The organism is Enterobacter sp. BIDMC 26 (genome assembly GCF_000534435.1).
Classification (GTDB): Bacteria; Pseudomonadota; Gammaproteobacteria; order Enterobacterales; family Enterobacteriaceae; genus Enterobacter; species Enterobacter ludwigii.
In genome coordinates, this window is sequence record NZ_KI973182.1 from 1,272,746 (window position 1) to 1,290,144 (window position 17,399).

General features: G+C 50.0%; 16 protein-coding genes and 3 pseudogenes. 11 read left to right on the plus strand and 8 right to left on the minus strand.

The window, feature by feature from the left end; translation table 11 throughout:
- Positions 1 to 6: 6 nt before the first annotated feature.
- Positions 7 to 693 (minus strand): GntR family transcriptional regulator, encoded by a 687-nt coding sequence (locus tag L462_RS17210; RefSeq protein ID WP_014169893.1) that lies wholly within the window; start codon positions 691 to 693, stop codon positions 7 to 9.
- Between the two features lie 91 nt (positions 694 to 784).
- Positions 785 to 1,531: a bifunctional NADP-dependent 3-hydroxy acid dehydrogenase/3-hydroxypropionate dehydrogenase YdfG gene (ydfG, locus tag L462_RS17205; RefSeq protein ID WP_020884259.1), complete on the minus strand. Its 747-nt coding sequence runs from the start codon at positions 1,529 to 1,531 to the stop codon at positions 785 to 787.
- A gap of 142 nt (positions 1,532 to 1,673) precedes the next feature.
- Between ydfG and dcp the strand changes: the two genes are divergently transcribed.
- The 6 genes and pseudogenes from dcp to L462_RS17185 all read left to right on the plus strand — a co-directional run bounded on the left by dcp (position 1,674) and on the right by L462_RS17185 (position 8,673).
- Positions 1,674 to 3,707, plus strand: coding sequence for a peptidyl-dipeptidase Dcp (gene dcp, locus L462_RS17200; protein ID WP_032678065.1), 2,034 nt, complete (start codon positions 1,674 to 1,676; stop codon positions 3,705 to 3,707).
- An 83-nt stretch (positions 3,708 to 3,790) separates the two neighbouring features.
- Positions 3,791 to 4,080 (plus strand): annotated as a pseudogene (locus tag L462_RS24240) (DUF4113 domain-containing protein); the annotation flags it as partial.
- Between the two features lie 130 nt (positions 4,081 to 4,210).
- Entirely contained in the window at positions 4,211 to 6,079 is a 1,869-nt protein-coding gene (locus tag L462_RS17195) for a DUF4209 domain-containing protein (protein WP_032678066.1), read from the plus strand.
- A 385-nt stretch (positions 6,080 to 6,464) separates the two neighbouring features.
- A complete protein-coding gene (locus L462_RS23990) occupies positions 6,465 to 7,529 on the plus strand; it encodes a hypothetical protein (RefSeq protein WP_050595735.1) in 1,065 nt (354 codons plus the stop codon).
- Complete coding sequence (locus tag L462_RS17190) at positions 7,526 to 7,825, plus strand: DUF6966 domain-containing protein (protein WP_032678067.1); 300 nt, start codon at positions 7,526 to 7,528, stop codon at positions 7,823 to 7,825. Before L462_RS23990 ends, L462_RS17190 begins: the two co-directional genes overlap by 4 nt.
- Positions 7,826 to 8,076: 251 nt before the next feature.
- A complete protein-coding gene (locus L462_RS17185; RefSeq protein ID WP_032678068.1) occupies positions 8,077 to 8,673 on the plus strand; it encodes a site-specific integrase in 597 nt (198 codons plus the stop codon).
- A 169-nt stretch (positions 8,674 to 8,842) separates the two neighbouring features.
- On the opposite strand, the gene L462_RS17180 is transcribed toward L462_RS17185, so the two are convergent.
- Positions 8,843 to 9,589 (minus strand): SDR family oxidoreductase, encoded by a 747-nt coding sequence (locus L462_RS17180; protein ID WP_032678069.1) that lies wholly within the window; start codon positions 9,587 to 9,589, stop codon positions 8,843 to 8,845.
- A 223-nt stretch (positions 9,590 to 9,812) separates the two neighbouring features.
- Positions 9,813 to 9,936, minus strand: a pseudogene (locus L462_RS25465) (LysR family transcriptional regulator); the annotation flags it as partial.
- A gap of 225 nt (positions 9,937 to 10,161) precedes the next feature.
- Here L462_RS25465 and L462_RS17175 point away from each other — a divergent pair.
- The 3 genes and pseudogenes from L462_RS17175 (at position 10,162) to asd (ending at position 12,199) form a co-directional block, all read left to right on the plus strand.
- Positions 10,162 to 10,614: a cyclophilin-like fold protein gene (locus L462_RS17175; protein ID WP_032678070.1), complete on the plus strand. Its 453-nt coding sequence runs from the start codon at positions 10,162 to 10,164 to the stop codon at positions 10,612 to 10,614.
- Between the two features lie 37 nt (positions 10,615 to 10,651).
- Positions 10,652 to 10,846 (plus strand): annotated as a pseudogene (locus tag L462_RS24245) (M3 family metallopeptidase); the annotation flags it as partial.
- A 234-nt stretch (positions 10,847 to 11,080) separates the two neighbouring features.
- Positions 11,081 to 12,199 (plus strand): aspartate-semialdehyde dehydrogenase, encoded by a 1,119-nt coding sequence (asd, locus tag L462_RS17170; RefSeq protein WP_032678071.1) that lies wholly within the window; start codon positions 11,081 to 11,083, stop codon positions 12,197 to 12,199.
- An 88-nt stretch (positions 12,200 to 12,287) separates the two neighbouring features.
- On the opposite strand, the gene iraP is transcribed toward asd, so the two are convergent.
- From iraP to L462_RS17155, 3 genes are all read right to left on the minus strand, one after another.
- On the minus strand, positions 12,288 to 12,623 hold the full coding sequence (gene iraP, locus L462_RS17165) for an anti-adapter protein IraP (RefSeq protein ID WP_014169912.1): 336 nt from the start codon (positions 12,621 to 12,623) through the stop codon (positions 12,288 to 12,290).
- 135 nt (positions 12,624 to 12,758) lie between these two features.
- On the minus strand, positions 12,759 to 13,664 hold the full coding sequence (locus L462_RS17160; protein WP_032678073.1) for an alpha/beta fold hydrolase: 906 nt from the start codon (positions 13,662 to 13,664) through the stop codon (positions 12,759 to 12,761).
- 51 nt (positions 13,665 to 13,715) lie between these two features.
- The gene (locus L462_RS17155; RefSeq protein WP_074146999.1) at positions 13,716 to 14,324 is read right to left on the minus strand and encodes a TetR/AcrR family transcriptional regulator; all 609 of its coding nucleotides are present in this window, start codon (positions 14,322 to 14,324) and stop codon (positions 13,716 to 13,718) included.
- Between the two features lie 219 nt (positions 14,325 to 14,543).
- Here L462_RS17155 and L462_RS17150 point away from each other — a divergent pair, with 219 nt between their 5' ends.
- Complete coding sequence (locus tag L462_RS17150) at positions 14,544 to 15,740, plus strand: MFS transporter (RefSeq protein WP_032678074.1); 1,197 nt, start codon at positions 14,544 to 14,546, stop codon at positions 15,738 to 15,740.
- Positions 15,741 to 15,778: 38 nt separating this feature from the next.
- On the opposite strand, the gene L462_RS17145 is transcribed toward L462_RS17150, so the two are convergent.
- Entirely contained in the window at positions 15,779 to 16,768 is a 990-nt protein-coding gene (locus L462_RS17145; RefSeq protein WP_032678075.1) for a 2-hydroxyacid dehydrogenase, read from the minus strand.
- 252 nt (positions 16,769 to 17,020) lie between these two features.
- Here L462_RS17145 and L462_RS0123405 point away from each other — a divergent pair, with 252 nt between their 5' ends.
- Positions 17,021 to 17,344: a hypothetical protein gene (locus L462_RS0123405; protein WP_032678076.1), complete on the plus strand. Its 324-nt coding sequence runs from the start codon at positions 17,021 to 17,023 to the stop codon at positions 17,342 to 17,344.
- Positions 17,345 to 17,399 lie beyond the last annotated feature (55 nt).

A 17,399-nucleotide genomic window follows, 5' to 3' on the forward strand; every position in this document is an offset into this window, starting at 1 on the left:
CGTATTTTACTCTTCGCTAAACCAGTCGCTGTTTTCCTGACGAATTAACTGTACGGATTCGCTGATTTCCTGCAGGTGCAGCGTCATCGCTTTTTCTACACCGTCCTGATCGCGTTTTTCCAGCGCACTGAAAATATCATGATGCTGTCGTAGCAACATTTCCGGTGGTGAGACGTGGTCGAGGCTCATATAGCGCACGCGGTCGATGGTGGCTTTGATGTTTTCAATCGTGTCCCAGGCCAGTTGACAGTCCGCAATTTGCGCCAGCTTCTGGTGAAACTCGTCATCAAGTTGGAAGAAGTCGTTGAGCTGTTTGCGGTCAATCGCAATACGCTGCTGATGCAGGTTTTGCTCCAGCAGGTAGCACTGGTTGTCATCAATCAAGGATGCGGCACGGCGCGCCACCGCGCACTCAATGGCCTGACGGACAAAACACCCGTTACGCACCTGGGAGAGCGAGATTTTGTTCACATAGCTGCCGCGCTGCGGGCGGATCTGAATCAGACCGTTTTCTGCAAGCTTGATAAACGCCTCACGCACGGGCTGGCGGGACACGTCAAACCGCACGGACACCTCTTTTTCAGAGAGCGGCGTTCCGGGTGGGATCAGGCAATGGACAATATCACGTCGCAAAATGCGATAGATTTGCTGGTTTACGGGCTGGGTAGGATTGAGTTGCGATTCAGCGGCCATGAGTTGTCATTTCTCAGAGAGTTAGCCTGAACATACTACCATTCTTTTATGGCCTGAAACAGACCCGGCCCGCAGGCCGGGAAGGGCAATGTTAGCCACGATGGACGCTAAGTCCGCCAAAACTCTGGCTGACTGGCATCATTTCTACGGTGTTAATGTTGACGTGTTTTGGCAGTGTTGCCACCCACCAGACCGCTTCGGTGACATCTTCCGGCGTCAGGGCGTTCGCATTCTCGTAGGTTTTGTCTGCTTTCGCGTCATCACCTTTAAACCGAACGTTGGAAAATTCGGTTCCGCCTACCAGGCCCGGCTCAATATCGGTCACGCGAATGGCGGTGCCGTGCAGATCGGTACGCAGGTTAAGGCTGAACTGACGCACGAAGGCTTTGGTCGCGCCATAAACATTACCGCCCGCATAAGGCCAGCTTCCGGCGGTCGAACCGATGTTAATAATGTGGCCGCGATTGCGCTCAACCATGCCTGGCAGCACGGCGCGGGTCATGTACACCAGCCCCTTGTTATTTGTGTCGATCATGTTTTCCCAGTCTTCGACGCTGGCTTTGTGGGCAGGCTCCATACCGAGCGCCAGACCGGCATTGTTGACCAGCAGGTCAATGGCACGCCATTCGGCCGGCAGGTTAGCAATCATCTCTTCGATGGCGGCACGGTTACGGACATCAAGCTGCGCGGTCAGGATGCTGTCACCCAGTTCATCTTTCAGCTCCTGCAGACGCTCCTGACGACGACCCGTCGCAATCACCTTATGCCCGTTGGCGACGAAGCGACGCGTGATGCTTTCACCAAAACCTGCCGTTGCCCCGGTAACTAAAATAATCATCTCACTGTTCCTCAACGCTTTTTGTGTTGTACTAACATAGCACGGCCGAGAAGGATGCGTTAAGGCAACATTTGTATGACGGCATTGCAGGCAGTGGCGGCCTGGCCTACTCTGGGAAGATAACCGTACTCAGGAGTGAAAGATGTCGGCCACTAATCCCTTTTTTGAAAGCAGCCTGTTGCCTTATCAGGCACCCCGATTCGACGAAATCAACGACGGCCACTACCGCCCGGCATTCGATGAAGCGATACGCCAGAAGCGAGCCGAAATTGACGCGATTGTCGCGCAAACGGCCGCCCCGGATTTCAACAATACCGTGCTGGCGCTCGAAAAAAGCGGTGCCATGCTCTCGCGTGTCAGCAGCGTTTTCTTCGCCATGACCTCTGCGCACACCAATGATGACTTACAGGCGCTTGAGGAGCAGATCTCTACCGAGCTTGCTGCCCTGGCGAACGATATCTGGCTTAACGACACGCTGTTCTCTCGCGTGGAGAGCGTCTGGCAGGATTGTGCTGCGCTGGACGCCGAATCCCGTCGGCTGGCAGAAAAGACGTACCAGCACTTTGTGCTGGCCGGTGCGCGGCTGAATGATGCAGAAAAAGCGGAGCTGAAAGCGCTGAATACCGAGGCGGCGACCCTCACCAGCCAGTTTAATCAGCGTCTGCTGGCCGCCACCAAAGCCGGTGGGCTGGTCGTGGATTATGCTCATCAGCTTGATGGACTCAGTCCTGACGAGATTGCGACGGCTGCCCATGCCGCCGCGGAGAAAGGGCTGAACGATCGCTGGTTGATTCCGCTGCTGAATACCACTCAACAACCCGCACTTTCCGCGCTGCGTGACCGTCAGACGCGGGAAAATTTGTTTAACGCGGGCTGGACGCGTACCCAGAAAGGGGATGAAAACGATACCCGGGCACTGATCCTGCGTCTCACCGCGTTGCGCGCGCGTCAGGCAAAATTGTTGGGGTTTGAGGACTACGCAAGCTGGAGTATCGCCGATCAAATGGCGAAAACACCTGCCGCCGCGTTGGCTTTTATGCGCGGGATTGTGCCCGCTGCACGTACCCGAGCGACGCTTGAGCAAGCCGATATCCAAAAAGTGATTGATGACGAGCAGGGCGGGTTCACCGTGCAGGCGTGGGACTGGGCCTTTTATGCTGAGCGTGTGCGCCAGGCGAAATATGCTCTCGACGAGTCGCAAATCAAGCCGTACTTTGCGCTCAACACCGTGTTGCAGGATGGCGTATTCTGGGCTGCAAGCCAGCTGTTTGGCCTCCGCTTTGTCGAGCGTTTCGATATTCCGGTTTACCATCCTGATGTCCGCGTGTGGGAAATTTTCGACCACACCGGTGAAGGGATGGCGCTGTTCTACGGTGATTTCTTTGCCCGCGAATCGAAAGCCGGTGGGGCGTGGATGGGGAATTTCGTCGAGCAATCGTATGAGTTTGCCTCGCGCCCGGTTATCTACAATGTCTGCAACTATCAAAAACCGGCTAACGGTCAGACGGCGCTGATCTCCTGGGACGATGTGGTTACCCTGTTCCACGAGTTTGGTCATACGCTGCACGGTCTGTTTGCCAGCCAGCGCTACGCCTCCCTCTCCGGCACCAATACGCCGCGTGATTTTGTCGAGTTCCCATCGCAAATCAACGAGCACTGGGCGAGCCATCCGCAGGTGTTTGCCCACTATGCCCGCCACTATCAGACCGGAGAGCCGATGCCGGAGGCGCTGCGCGATAAAATGCTTAACGCGACGCAGTTTAATAAAGGTTATGACATGACCGAGCTGCTTAGCGCTGCGCTGCTGGATATGAACTGGCACGGCATCAGCGAACCCGTGGACGATGTTGACACCTTTGAAGCGGCAGCACTGCACAAAGAGGGGCTGGATCTGCCCGCCGTTCCACCGCGCTATCGCAGCAGCTACTTCGCCCATATCTTCGGCGGCGGCTACGCGGCGGGATACTATGCCTACCTGTGGACGCAAATGCTGGCAGACGATGGCTACCAGTGGTTTGTTGAGCAGGGCGGGTTGACGCGTGAAAACGGACAGAAATTCCGTGAAGCGATTTTGTCGCGCGGGAACAGCACTGATTTAGCTGAACTTTACCGGAACTGGCGTGGCCACGATCCGAAGATTGAACCGATGCTGGAGAATCGTGGATTGAGTGCTTAAGGGCTTTTTTAGTATGGGAACAGAACCGGGCGCGATGCCCGGTTTTTTGTCCGATTTTTCTTCCCCAAAATCATTAACGCCGCATAAAGTGCCTGGATAAAATCTGGAAGGATGGCCATCGCTACCAGAAAGCCGGAATAATGTCGGGTGACTTCTTCAGCCAGGGGGGAGCCAGCTCAACCTTTTCGATGAGAACGCACCGTATGCTGGCAGCGAAAAGTTGATTGAGGTGCTCGAACACCTGAATGCGAAAGACGGGAAAGGCACGCTTTACTTTGCAGGGCAGGGCATACAGCAGTATTGGCAGATGAAACGTGAAATGCTGTCGCCGAGATATACGACCAGATATTCAGATCTGCTAAGGGTCCGGTGATTTTCCCAATTTCCAGGGCCGTTATGTGCCAGAAGCGGACTTTTAGTGGTTCTAAAAAGTCTCATGCCGCGGTCAAATTTTGTCGACCACTGCACTGGCAGGTTCAACTAAACCGTATTAAGGAATAATCATGGCAACTAAACAAGACGACACCCAACCAAAAAGCGATATGGCGACCATGCCTGTAGTTCTGGCGGCAGCAGATGATTTCGCCGTTTTTAACTTTGATTCCTTGCTACCAGAATCGGCCTCTTGTGATTATCACGAGCTAAATAGTCAGTTGGAAGCATCAGCTCGTTCCTCTAATGAGACTCCAAAAAGCGTGTATGAATTGTTCAAGGCCGTTTGCTCATTTCATTTTAGGGCTGATGACCCTGTCCAACCGTGGGGGCCAGTATGGAGTGGTCCAAATGGTCGTTCTTACATACCTAGCGACTTCCGAGGTGAACAAAATGACATTCTTTCAAACGTAGTTATTAAAATTGAAAACAGACTACTTCGAGCACGGGTGGCAGATATAATATGGACTAATGATAAAAGAAAAAAAGACGCAGCTACAATAGCAATAAATACTTATTACGAACTAATAGACACATACAGTAACCGTAGTGTGAAGGAGGGGAATTATAGCACCTTTAATCATATGGGGAAGCTCGAGCAATTCTTAAGACGTGTGTTCGATATAGCCTCGTTAACACAGAAGAAAAACTCATTCCCGCAAAATATACAATCTGCATTTGATGTTGTATATGCAAAAGCATTAGAGCTAAAGTTGTATGTAGTATTTGAACGAGTAGCGCGGTTTGGGGCAAATAAGAAGATAATCGATTGGAGTGTTGTTGCGAAGGATGCCAAGAGACTAGCAAGTAAGACTGATGCTAATACAAATCCGGATGTTGTCAAAAAGGTACTTTATTTAGCGGCAAGTGCATTTGAAAAAAATGGGGACAATGATTCTAAGCGAGAGTGCCAAGAGAAGGCAGTAGAGCAGACACTTAAGATGAGAGAGCATGTCAGTCAGGCTTCAGCAAAAGCATACTGGACAAGCATTGCAATAGGGGAACTGCGTTCTGTAGGTGGGCACAAAGAGCGAATAGCAGCGTTGATTGCCGAGTTGCGTGACTTCCAGATGTCATCACGCGATGAATTTGCAACATTCACACTCCCCATAGATGCCGATAATGAGAGAGAAGAAACATCTAAAATCTACTCAGAACTCTCCCTCTCAGCCTGTTTGCATGAATTTGCCCTGGCTCCATACATTATATCTAAGAGCGACTTACGTCACCACGCTGACACTGTTCGAAAGGAAAGTTTTTTTAGTAATTTCATGGGAGGGGTTCATACTGATGTAGAGGGTAAGGTCTACGCCAAAACGCCTGCAGTTTCTGTCGATGGGAATCCATCGGATGAGTGGTACAAATCTCGGCATATAAGAACTCTTGATTTATTTTATCATCACTTCGTTTCAGGTTATGTAGACCCTGTTCGTTATTGTTTATCAACCCGGTTTTCTATAGAAGAACGTCATTTCGAATCAATTTCCGCATTAAGCCCATTCGTTCCACGTGGTCATGAACATATATTTTCGTTAGGCTTTTCTCGCTTTTTTCAGGGTGATTATGCTTCTGCTACTTACCTTCTCGTTCCTCAACTTGAAAACTCAATACGGTTTTATATGCACACATTGAACCGTGAGACTTCTAAATTAGATAATGAGCTTCTTCAGGAAGATCGTTCTCTATCTGGAATGCTAGAAAGCCTTCGCCCTGAGTTGGAGCAGGTCTTTGGTGGGGATTTAATAAACATTATTGATTTACTTTTTAATTACAAGCCAGGTCCGTCACTGCGCCATGAAATAGCGCACGGGAAGTTGTCTGCAGGAGGGTGTTTTAGCGCTTCAGCTATTTATGCTTGCTGGTTGATTTATCGTCTTGTCTGTTGGCCTCTTTTAGATTGCTGGGTTGAACATATAGCACCGTCTATAGAGGAAAACTAAAATTTGTGAGCCTTATGACATATAACTACTGATTACCTGCAGCAGGGCCTGCGTGAAGGAGAACTTCCGCTCCTCGCTCATAGCACTCATAGCGGCCCTTCAGTAAGCAAATAGATGTCTGCTTAGACAAAAGCTGACGTTAAGAGCGCTTGACCCGCTCCCCGTTCGTTAACACATAGCAACGTTAGTAATGCATTCTACGCGGTAATAACAATTGCGAGCTTCCGCTACTCGCTCGTAGCGGACCTTTTCTAGTCAGTCCTCGGTCAGATAGAACCCAGATGCTGGCGGAGCCAGCATCTGGCCACAGGGGCATTAGGGGGCTTTGCCTGTTGTCTGTAATACGCAATAATGGGGCGCATAACAGCAGCGAAAAAGGGGCACCATGCTTCATCACAGCCAGGCAATGTCACTGGACGACATCTACCTTGAGGACATCCCTCACATTATCCACCCGGACACTGCGGCAGGAGATCTTGCAGAAACTGCATTGCCCAATCGCATCATCCAGGAGTGGAATTTACCGCAGGGCTACACCCGGTTTGTCAGCCGCTATCAACCGTTTCACTGGCAGCAACCGTGGATGGCATACCGTGACACGCTTGCCGACATCAAATCCGGGAAGCTCGTTCTGCTGAGAAAAGACATAACCGGGCATACTATTTCGGGTGTGCTGACGACATCCGGTGACCTTCGCAATGATCTGCCTCTGTTCCTTTATACCCGGCTCAGCTTCCTCCTGTCCCGGCAGCTGAAACGCCCGGGATATCACGTCCGCCCGGCGGCACCTGCGCAACATGCTCAGGCTGTAAAAACCATCAATAGCAAAGCAGCAGGCCGGTTGTTGGCCGCAGGTGGGATCTATAATGGCAATATTGATGGATTCCATCAGACCGCGCAGCAACTCGGTGGCGATGCGCCAGAGGGTTACAAGCAAGTTATGGACAATAAAGGGCTGATCATTGCTGGTGCTTCTGTTGCTGCGGGTCTTGGGCTCGGCAGAATAGGGGCGGTGAGTGAGCTTAACAATCTTCATGTTCTGGGAAAAATCGAGGGGGAATACTCGATGATAAAGCCCGGACCATTACCTAAAGAGCTAGCAGAAACTTTTTCCAGTGGTACATACAAAGAGATCACTCTATCAACAGATACGAGTTTCTATAGAGGGGGGGTTGAGGGGCGACCATTAGGTCAGTTTTTCGGGTATGAACGACCTCAAGGAGTGCTCCAAACCAGGATAGATAAGGCACTGCTACCCAAATGGCCTAATGGAAGTGAATCTCCTCTTGATAGCTATCACGAGATCCAAATACCCGCGGGAACGAAAGTATATGTTGGAGAAGTAGGCTATCAAACAGACCTTTTTTCCGGTGGCTCTGAGCAAGTTGTAGTACCTGCACCGTGGAAAATACCTGGCGTTAAGATACTTGGAAGTGGTGGTTTGAAATGAAAAATGAAATAAAGAAAACAGTAACTGACATCATTAAAATACTATCCTCAAATGAGGAGGATTCATGGGCAAAAACATTTGAAAAACTGGCCATCGAACTCGATGTTGATTGTGAGTCATCCATTTACTCATTGAAAAAACTCTACGGCGGGATGGGGTCATTTAACGATATTGTTCTCCATAAAAATGGAATACCTCTAATTCGAGAAAATGACGAGTTAGATGATTTGAGACACAAACTCTATAAGCAACTTGACCATGCAATCGGCTTGTTAAAAGCAGGAGATTTATCCTAACGTCGTTACCGGTAGCGCCTTTGAGTTACTGGCAACGCTTACGATGAGAAAAGATAAAACTGCTATGTATTGACCCGGAAAACGACTGGAAACACGCCCGGTAAAATTTATCCGGATGCATGACTATGCAGCCAGCTGAATTACCACTCGGCTCGCCGAAACATGACCAATCGGCGGACAGCACTAAGGTCCGCTCCTCGCTGACAAGGGACAACCATACTCAAATCTCCCACATTGCAGGAGATTTGAGTATGAACACGTCACCGTGGAACAAAGACCGTATCATCGGCCAAAAAAGACCACTTCAAATATCTCATATCTGGGGGATCCTAAACCGGCTTGAACTGGAGGGTAAAACGCGCGATTTAGCTCTGTTCAATATGGCCCTGGACAGTAAGCTTCGAGGCTGTGATCTGGTTAAACTCAAAGTATCTGATGTGGCATATGGTAGCTTGTTTTCAAGCAGAGCAACGGTGTTGCAACAGAAAACCGGTAGTCCTGTGCAATTTGAGATAACCAAAGGAACAAGAGAAGCTGTTGCTGCATTGATAAAACTTGGCAATTTGCACAGTAAAGACTTCTTGTTCCGGTCTCGGGTCGGAACTAATCAGCACATATCAACCCGACAATACAACCGAATCTTTCATGGGTGGGTAGAAAAGCGTGGTCTCGCAGATTCGCTTTACAGCACACATTCCATGAGAAGAACAAAACCTTACCTGATCTACAAGAAAACCAAGAATCTTAGGGTGATCCAACTTCTGTTGGGCCATAAGAAACTGGAAAGCACAGTCCGCTATCTGGGCATTGAAGTAGATGATGCGTTAGAGATCTCTGAATCGATTTAAGTCTAAGGTTGTCAGGGCTGCAACAGCAGGCCTGTGCCAGAAGCGGACATTTCTCGCTGTTAGGTGCAGGAAAAATCGTGTTTTTAGGCTTAGGAAAAGGCATAGGGGTATGCCGAATCTGAAAGCCTAAATCCTGATAGTTTTTCTCCAGTTGCCGCCACTAAACTAATTACAATTCCTGAGCCGTTGGTCTGAAAATAATTTCACTCACACCAACATCTTCTGGTTCATTAATTGCGAAGGCTACCATGCGTGCAAAGGTTTCTGCTGGCACGCCAACATTTTCAACGTAATCCTGGTTTGCAGCCTTAACATCTTTATCCGTTATATGCTCCAGCAGTTCTGTTTTAACAGCACCGGGGGAGACTAACGTGACGCGAATGTTATGTGCCGCCATTTCCTGGCGCAAACCGTCGGTTAATGCTCGAACAGCAAATTTTGTCGCCGAATAGACAGCAGAACTCTGGAAGACAAGGTGTGCAGCAACAGATGCGGTGTTAATGATATGACCTGTTTTTTGTGATTTCATATAAGGCAACACCGCAGCAATCCCGTGTAGAACCCCGCGCAGATTGACATCAATCATCTGATTCCATTCATCGACATTTCCCTGTTCAAGGCGGGAAAGAGGCATCAGGCCGGCATTATTGATAAGAACATCTACACGACCGAATTTGTTGACCGCAGTCTCAATGAGGTTGTTTACGTCATCAAGTTTCGTCACATCGGTTGCGACGGCGATGGCTTCTTTATTCTGCTTTTGGAGCTCATTCGCAATGGCCTCAATGCGGTCTATTCTCCGCGCTGCCATCACAACCTTTGCTCCTTTTTCAGCAAGATAACGTGCAGCCGCTTCACCCATACCGCTTGATGCGCCCGTGATTACAATTACTTTGCCTATGATGTTATCTGTCATTTTTACTCTTCCTGAATAGGAGATGGGCTGTTGTCACCACTATCAGACTGAGATCAGGTTCAATCTCTTCAGACTTCAGTGACACATTCCTGAACAGGGATAATCTTAGCAGTAGAGCATTAATTCGATAATGCGTATAAATTTATATTGATTATGAGTACAGCTCATTAATTGGAGATACGTTACGGGTAGTTCGTATGAGCAGGAGGAGCTGCAGCCGTTATTCCCGCGCCGATATTGCCTGGCTGAGAGCAGGTTGCGCCCCCTGGTTTAGCCTCCGCACGGGTTAAACTCCCTTCGCGGGCGACGGTAATGGAATAAAGGAGGCCATTCAGATTACGTTTCATCGGTGAAATACTCACAAAACATAACTATAGCTTATAAGCCCATTAAGCAATCATTAGCTAGTCAGCATACATCTATCGTGTAGAATTTCCAGTAAGAGAAGAGTCCGGAGATAAGCATACGGATCTGAACCCATTTGATAAATTGACCTCTTTGTAAAAGCTTATCTAAAATAATCATTGATGCTGCACCTGAAATGTGCAGCACATTTTCGGGAGAGAATCTGGATGAAAAAAATATTATTCCTGTTATTTATTATCATCACGAGCTTTTTATTCCCGGTTCGTGCCAGTAATTCTTTACAGACAGACAAGGAAGAAGCCGTGACCATTAAAATGACTATCAATCAGCAAACTTTTTACATTGAACTTAAGAATAATCCAGCCGCACAGGCATTTATTGAACAGCTTCCCCTGACTCTAACGATGGAGGAACTTAACGGGAACGAGAAATTTGCTGATCTGCCCCGTCCCTTACCGACCCGCCAGGTCAAACCTGGAACCATTAATCAGGGCGATCTCATGTTATATGGCCATCGTACCCTGGTACTTTTTTATGAGACCTTTCAGACAAACTACGGATACACACCCGTTGGCAGAATAATAGCGCCAGAAAATCTTGGTAAAATTGCAGATGAAAAAAAAGTAATAGTAACGTTTACCACAGATAAAAAAGGTTGACCTGTATTATCAAACACTGAATCTGGATTACCTATAGACGCAAATGCTGGCAGACGATGGCTATCAGTGGTTTGTTGAGCAGGGCGACTTAACCCGCGATAACGGGCAGAAATTCCGCGAGGCGATTCTGTCGCGCGGCAATAGTAGTGATTGAGCTGAACTTTACCGGAACTGGCGCGGCCGCGATCCGAGGATTGAACCGACGCTGGAGAATCGCGGGTTGAGTGCGTAGCGCTGATTCAGATCAGCCACAAAACCGGGCGTGAGGCCCGGTTTTTGTTTGATTATGTCTTCCCCACAATTTTTATTAATTATGCCGTGTAAAAGGTATAAAAATTGCTGATGCCGTATGAAACATTTTAATAATGGCCGAATGTGATGCAATTCGTAATGACCATTAATGTGGGATGAGATATAACATGTTTTGAAAAATTAACATTCTCATAACGTCATTAAGGTTAAGCAAATGAAGCAGGTTGGTATTGTTGGTTGGCGAGGAATGGTGGGTTCTGTTTTGTTACAAAGAATGGTCGAAGAGAACGACTTCGACAATATTTCCGCGCATTTTTACAGTACTTCCAGTGCAGGGGCCGCTGGTCCCGTCATTGGTGGCGTCAACCACACACTCAAAGATGCTAATTCTATTAGCGCCCTGGCCGAAATGGATATCATCATAACCTGTCAGGGCGGGAATTATACCAAAGCAATTTATCCTGCGTTGATTAGCCATGGCTGGCAAGGCTACTGGATTGACGCGGCCTCAGCGCTCCGGATGGATGAAAAAGCCTGCATTATTCTCGACCCGGTTAACCGCACAAATATCGATCGTGCCATCAAAGAGGGAATTAAACTTTTTGTTGGGGGCAACTGTTCCATTACGCTGAGTCTTATGGGACTGTCAGGCTTAATTAAAGCTGATCTGATAGAATGGATGAGTGTGATGACCTATCAGTCTGCATCCGGAGCGGGTGCTAAATATGTCCGGGAATTAATTTCTCAAAGCGCTTATATCAGTAAACATTTATCTTCTGATGAGCTGGAATCCTCAGGTTCAGTGCTTCCTTTAGTCAATAAAGTGAGTGAATTAATTAACAGTGCTAACATGCCCATCCAGAATTTCGGCGCGCCTTTAATGGGCAGTATTATTCCATGGATTGACAGCGATTTAGGGGATGGTAATAGCAGAGAAGAATGGAAGGGTGAGGCAGAAACGAACAAAATTCTTGGTCTCTCTCCGGGTACGATTGCAGTAAATGGCTTGTGTATTCGGGTCGGTGTGATCCGTTGCCATAGTGCTGCAATAACCCTGAAGCTCAAGCGTGAAGTCAGCGAAGAAGAATTTGCAGAGCTTGTGACGCATTCCCATCCATGGGTTAACTATGTGCCCAATAATAAGGATGACAGTGTCAGTAAATTGACTCCCGCTAACATTAGCGGTTCGCTGCAGGTGGGTATTGGCCGTTACAAGAAAATGTCGCTTAACAATGACCCTATATACTCGGTTTTGACGGTCGGCGATCAGCTGTTGTGGGGCGCTGCGGAACCCTTGCGACGGATGTTGAATATTCTGCCTGGCAAAGTCTAATCACGCTCACACGGTCATGGCGCGCTGCGCGTAAGGCGTGGGTTTAACGAGAAGCTGGAGACTGAACTCCAGCCTCTAGGAATGGGTTTCAATCTGAGGCCGTTTCGCCTGGGGCTTCCTTTAACGACTCGATACTTATCTCTGAGTCATTAGTTTCGAGTAGCTGGGTTAATAAAATCAGGTTATTGAATTCGTTCAGTAACATTTCAGCGTCGGATTTGAGCGGCGTATCTGCTGCTTCAAGCGCCGCGTTGATCGCTTTTCTGACATTCTCGAGCATTTCGTTCATACCGCCATTTTTACCAATGGTCAGTAACAACGCGCCTATCAACAAAGACTGTGCTTCTACTTTGGCCGCCAGCTCTTTAGCTTCAGCGTCCATTTTAGAAATTTTTGCGATAACACTGAGTATCAAGTTTTTCATAATGCCCCCTTATTTTCTTTGCGAGATTAACTCCTTAATAAATTTTGAGCGAGGTTTATTTTATGGCGACAGCAATTGTCTTTGTTGATGAAGCAGGGCACGGTGCCAGCAGTGATCAACACCGTGCACTTCCTGTTAACGGAAGAAGTCTGTCAGGGCCTCACTCAGTGCCTGAGGTTGTTCATCCGGAATGAAATGACCGCAATGAGCAAGCGTAATGCCACTCACCATCTCTGCAAACTGGCGAAGCGGGGCAGCCATATCGGCAATCGAACCCTGATCGGCACTGACGGCCAGCAGCGGCACCCGAAGTTTTTGCGTTTCAGCCAGCGTCCGGTTCTGAACAGCGGAGACCGCCGCTTCTCTGTAAGGGGCCAGCCCGGCACGCAGCGCGCCGTTTTGCTGCATCAGGCGGACATACCGGGCGATATCCGCATCGCTAAAGGCCATCGGACTGGCGGTTTTTCGCCGCAGGAACCATTCGAGGTAAATCTCTTCACGCCCGATAATTAAGGCTTCCGGCAGGTCGGGGAGAAGATGAAACGCGAAGTGCCAGGTTTTCCAGGCTTTTTCTGGCGTCGCGGGCAGGGCGTCCGGCAAAGTAATACCCGGGATACCGGCATCAAGCAGAGCCAGCTTGATTACCTGCTGTTCATAACGCAGGGCATACGGCCAGGCAACCCATGCACCTACATCGTGGGCGGCCAGGTAATGTCTTGTGATCCCAAGTGTCTGCACCAGCCCAAAAACCGAACTGGCCAGCGTGAGGGTATCGTAGCCAGACTGTGGCTTATCGGAGTCGCCCTGGCCCGGGAGGTCGAGTGCGATGATATCGTAACGATCGGCTAAAAGAGCCATCACCTTATGCCAGGCAAACCCGCTTTGCGGGAAGCCTGCAAGCAGCACGATTGTTTCACCTTGCGTCTGTCCGCCTCTGACATAGTGCAGACGAACCCCATCGACCGTTGAGTAATAGTGCGCAAAACCGGGCAAGCCCGCGACAGGCTGCGACCACGGAAGGGGGATTGAATTCTCAGACATGACTACCTCCAGCTATTTGGGGAATGATCATTTCCTTTATGGGTAAATTTTTTAGGCGAGTAGCGCCATCACCGTCTCTACCAGCCGTTCGCGTGCCGGTAATTCTCCGGCTTTGCCCGCCACACGCATGCCCAGGACCAGGCACAGCAAAACGCCGCTCAACGCCTGCGCGTCGTGTCTCGAATTAACTGAACCGTCCTGCATACCCTGTTCAATCAGCTGGAGGATCGCGTGTTGATTTCGTGCAAGCGCGCTCTGCACCAGCCCGGCAATTTCGCCGTCAAACTGGCTGAGTTCAAGGGTGCTGCCGACCACCAGGCAGCCGCGGCGTCCTTCGACAGCGCTGGCCGATTCAAGATAAAAGTTCAGCAGCTCGGCTATTTTGGCCCGGCCATCAGGTTGTCGCGCCAGACGCTCGCGCAACGATTGATTACGCAGGGAGGTATAACGTGCGAATACCTGCAGGAACAGGCCACGTTTATCGTGAAAGGCTTTATAAATACTGCCCGCAGTGAGCTGCATCGCGTCGCTCAGGTCACTTATCGACGCGCTGTGGTAACCCTTTTCTCTGAATACCGGCATCGCCAGATCCAGGGCCGCATCGAGATCAAACTGCCGCGGACGTCCGCGCTCGCGTGCGTTCTGTAGCTTCTCAGACATTGTGCTCATCATTTAGGAAACAATCGATTCCTAAATACTCCCATAAATGGGCGTATCTGGAAAGCGTGAAGTTCTATAAAAAGAGTTTGCCGCGGCAGAAGAGTTGAGAGGTCATTTTAGCTTCAACACGCTCCGGTATACTGCATCGTGATTTTAACAGGGCGTCGAACGTACAGGCCGTCGCTAACAGAGCCAGCCAATATGCAAAAGGCAGGAAGTATGTCTCTTCGTTCACTGCGGGCGTTGTGCCTGACAAGTTTTTTCATTGCTGATGTTCGCGATGGCCTCGGGCCCTTTCTCGGCATCTTCCTGACGGAACGTCACTGGACCCCGGATGATATCGGCATCCTGATGACCGCCGGGGGGCTGGCGGGATTACTGGCAACGCTGCCGGCGGGATTTATTACGGATACCTCCCGCAATAAGCGTTCGGTTCTGGCACTGCTTTGTATCGTCATTACGCTGAGTACGCTGCTGCTCTGGTTTAGTCAGCAGAGCGGCGTCGTCGCCGTCTCGCAAATTATCACCGGTATCTGCGCGGCGTTTGTGGGGCCACTGATTGCGGGTATTACGCTGGGTCTGACGGGCCCGAGCGGGTTTAGCGCGCAGATGGGGAAGAACGAGGCGTTCAACCACGCCGGCAATTTCCTGACGGCGGTGATTGCGGGCGGCATTGCCTGGTTCTGGGGCGTCGGGGGCATTTTCCTGCTGATGACCTGTACGACGCTTCTGACGTTGTGCGCGCTGCTTGCCATTCGTCATACAGATATCGACAACGATGCGGCGCGGGGGCTGACCTCTTCAGACCGTCAACCGGTCCCCGGCGTCGCGGTGCTGATTAAAAACCGGGCGCTGTTGATAACCGGGCTGACGCTGCTGCTGTTCCATCTGGCCAATGCCGCACTGCTGCCGATGCTGAGCATGAGGGTTGCTGCGGCACCGGCAACAATCAATCCCGGATTATTTGCGGCGGCCACCGTCATCATTTCTCAGGCGGTGATGATCCCCGTCGCCATTGGGGTGGCAGGCCGAATTGAGCGCTACGGTTACTGGCGTTTCATCATGCTGGCCCTGCTGATCATGCCCGTTCGGGCGGCACTGGCAGCCTCCACAGACGCCCCGTTGATGATGATCCCGGTACAAATTCTTGATGGTCTGGCCGCGGGGATCCTGGGCGTTGTCGTGCCGTCGTTTATCGTGGTGCTGTTGCGCGGGAGTGGGCACGTGAATGCCGGGCAGAGCGTGGTAATGCTGATGCAGGGTGTCGGGGCAGCAATGAGCCCGGCGTTAACCGGCACAATTGCCGGTCATTACTCTTTTGCGACGGCCTTTAGTGTGCTCAGCGCCATTGCGCTGCTGGCTGTCGTGCTCTGGTGGTGCTTTGCTCACCGGAGCTGGACACCAGACCGGGCGTAGCTGGCCGGGCAGGGCAGAGCCGCACCCGGCACATAGGTTTACACGATAGCGTTAGGGCACTCTTCACCCTTTTCAAGCTGCTGCAAGTTCCCCAGCGTGGTTTCTGAAATGCTGATCAGCGCTTCGGCAGTCAGAAACGCCTGGTGTCCGGTGAACAGGACGTTATGGCAGGCAGACAGACGGCGGAATACGTCGTCCTGGATCACGTCATTAGATTTGTCTTCGAAGAACAGATCGCGCTCATTCTCATACACGTCCATCCCCAGCGCGCCAATCTTCTGGGTCTTCAGCGCTTCAATAGCGGCCTGGGAATCAATCAACCCGCCGCGGCTGGTGTTGATGATCATCACGCCATCTTTCATCTGGTCAAACGCCGCCTGGTTGAGCAGGTGGTAGTTTTCCGGCGTCAGCGGGCAGTGCAGGGAGATAACGTCAGACTGTGAAAACAGCGTCGGCAGGTCGACATATTCCACGCCCAGATCCAGCGCGGCAGCGCTTGGGTACGGATCAAACGCCAGCAGACGCATACCAAACCCTTTCAGAATGCGCAGGGCGGCGACGCCAATCTTACCGGTACCGATAACGCCCGCGGTTTTACCATACATGGTAAAGCCGGTCAGTCCTTCCAGAGAGAAGTTGGCGTCACGGGTACGCTGATAAGCACGGTGAATACGACGGTTCAGCGACATCATCATACCGATGGCATGTTCCGCGACCGCTTCCGGAGAATATGCCGGGACGCGGACCACCTTCAGCCCCAGCTCTTTTGCGGCATCAAGATCCACGTTGTTGAAGCCAGCGCAGCGCAGGGCGATATATTTCACGCCCTGTTTTTTCAACTCTTCCAGCACCGGACGGCTGCCATCATCATTCACAAAAATGCAAACGCCTTCATAGCCGTGCGCCGTTTTGGCGGTTTTTTCGGACAGCAGAAAGTCGAAAAATTCAAGCTCAAACCCGTAAGCCTCGTTAACATGTTGCAGATACTTTTTGTCGTACTGCTTTGTGCTATATACCGCGAGTTTCATAAGACTTTCTCCAGTGATTTTGCATTCACGTTAGCATGATTAAAATTATCTTACAATTTCTGAAATATTATTGAATTCAATAAGTTCTATCAATTATTTTAGAGCATCTTTACCCGTTAACTCTATGATATTCAATCTACACCCCTGCTTAAGTATAGATTTGATGCACCCTGGGGCGGAGGTGTCAGAAGGTGGGCGAAGTGGAAGCGTTACAGGATGGCAGATGTACCAGATTGCTAAAGAGAATTGATTATGTCACCACAACTTGAGTTATCCCTAAACCCACCTATGTGGCCCGCTTTTTGCTATTTTATTGTATCTATTGCAATTTTTGTCCTCCTGTATCTGGGGAAGATAAAAATCAACCGACTCCGCAAATACCCTCTCTTCATTGCTTATACATTGCTCGTGATTGCAGTCGCTGCCGTACAGATAAACATTTTTGCGAATGGTCATGAGTTTGTGAATGGATTTTTGCACATAGATTTTGATCCTCATCGGTATGACTCCGTGTACTGGGGTTCCCTGGTTTTTGCGATGGTTTACCTGCTGGCAATGCCGCGCAACAAATTCTAACTTTTGACGCTACAACGCTGAAGGTCGTCTTGAAATACAGCCTAACCCATTGAAT

Excerpts from the sequence above, each read along its gene's own strand:
- L462_RS17210 (WP_014169893.1), bottom strand. The coding sequence starts at position 693 with ATGGCCGCTGAATCGCAACTCAATCCTACCCAGCCCGTAAACCAGCAA.
- ydfG (WP_020884259.1), bottom strand. The coding sequence starts at position 1,531 with ATGATTATTTTAGTTACCGGGGCAACGGCAGGTTTTGGTGAAAGCATC.
- dcp (WP_032678065.1), top strand. The coding sequence starts at position 1,674 with ATGTCGGCCACTAATCCCTTTTTTGAAAGCAGCCTGTTGCCTTATCAG.
- L462_RS17195 (WP_032678066.1), top strand. The coding sequence starts at position 4,211 with ATGGCAACTAAACAAGACGACACCCAACCAAAAAGCGATATGGCGACC.
- L462_RS23990 (WP_050595735.1), top strand. The coding sequence starts at position 6,465 with ATGCTTCATCACAGCCAGGCAATGTCACTGGACGACATCTACCTTGAG.
- L462_RS17190 (WP_032678067.1), top strand. The coding sequence starts at position 7,526 with ATGAAAAATGAAATAAAGAAAACAGTAACTGACATCATTAAAATACTA.
- L462_RS17185 (WP_032678068.1), top strand. The coding sequence starts at position 8,077 with ATGAACACGTCACCGTGGAACAAAGACCGTATCATCGGCCAAAAAAGA.
- L462_RS17180 (WP_032678069.1), bottom strand. The coding sequence starts at position 9,589 with ATGACAGATAACATCATAGGCAAAGTAATTGTAATCACGGGCGCATCA.
- L462_RS17175 (WP_032678070.1), top strand. The coding sequence starts at position 10,162 with ATGAAAAAAATATTATTCCTGTTATTTATTATCATCACGAGCTTTTTA.
- asd (WP_032678071.1), top strand. The coding sequence starts at position 11,081 with ATGAAGCAGGTTGGTATTGTTGGTTGGCGAGGAATGGTGGGTTCTGTT.
- iraP (WP_014169912.1), bottom strand. The coding sequence starts at position 12,623 with ATGAAAAACTTGATACTCAGTGTTATCGCAAAAATTTCTAAAATGGAC.
- L462_RS17160 (WP_032678073.1), bottom strand. The coding sequence starts at position 13,664 with ATGTCTGAGAATTCAATCCCCCTTCCGTGGTCGCAGCCTGTCGCGGGC.
- L462_RS17155 (WP_074146999.1), bottom strand. The coding sequence starts at position 14,324 with ATGTCTGAGAAGCTACAGAACGCACGCGAGCGCGGACGTCCGCGGCAG.
- L462_RS17150 (WP_032678074.1), top strand. The coding sequence starts at position 14,544 with ATGTCTCTTCGTTCACTGCGGGCGTTGTGCCTGACAAGTTTTTTCATT.
- L462_RS17145 (WP_032678075.1), bottom strand. The coding sequence starts at position 16,768 with ATGAAACTCGCGGTATATAGCACAAAGCAGTACGACAAAAAGTATCTG.
- L462_RS0123405 (WP_032678076.1), top strand. The coding sequence starts at position 17,021 with ATGTCACCACAACTTGAGTTATCCCTAAACCCACCTATGTGGCCCGCT.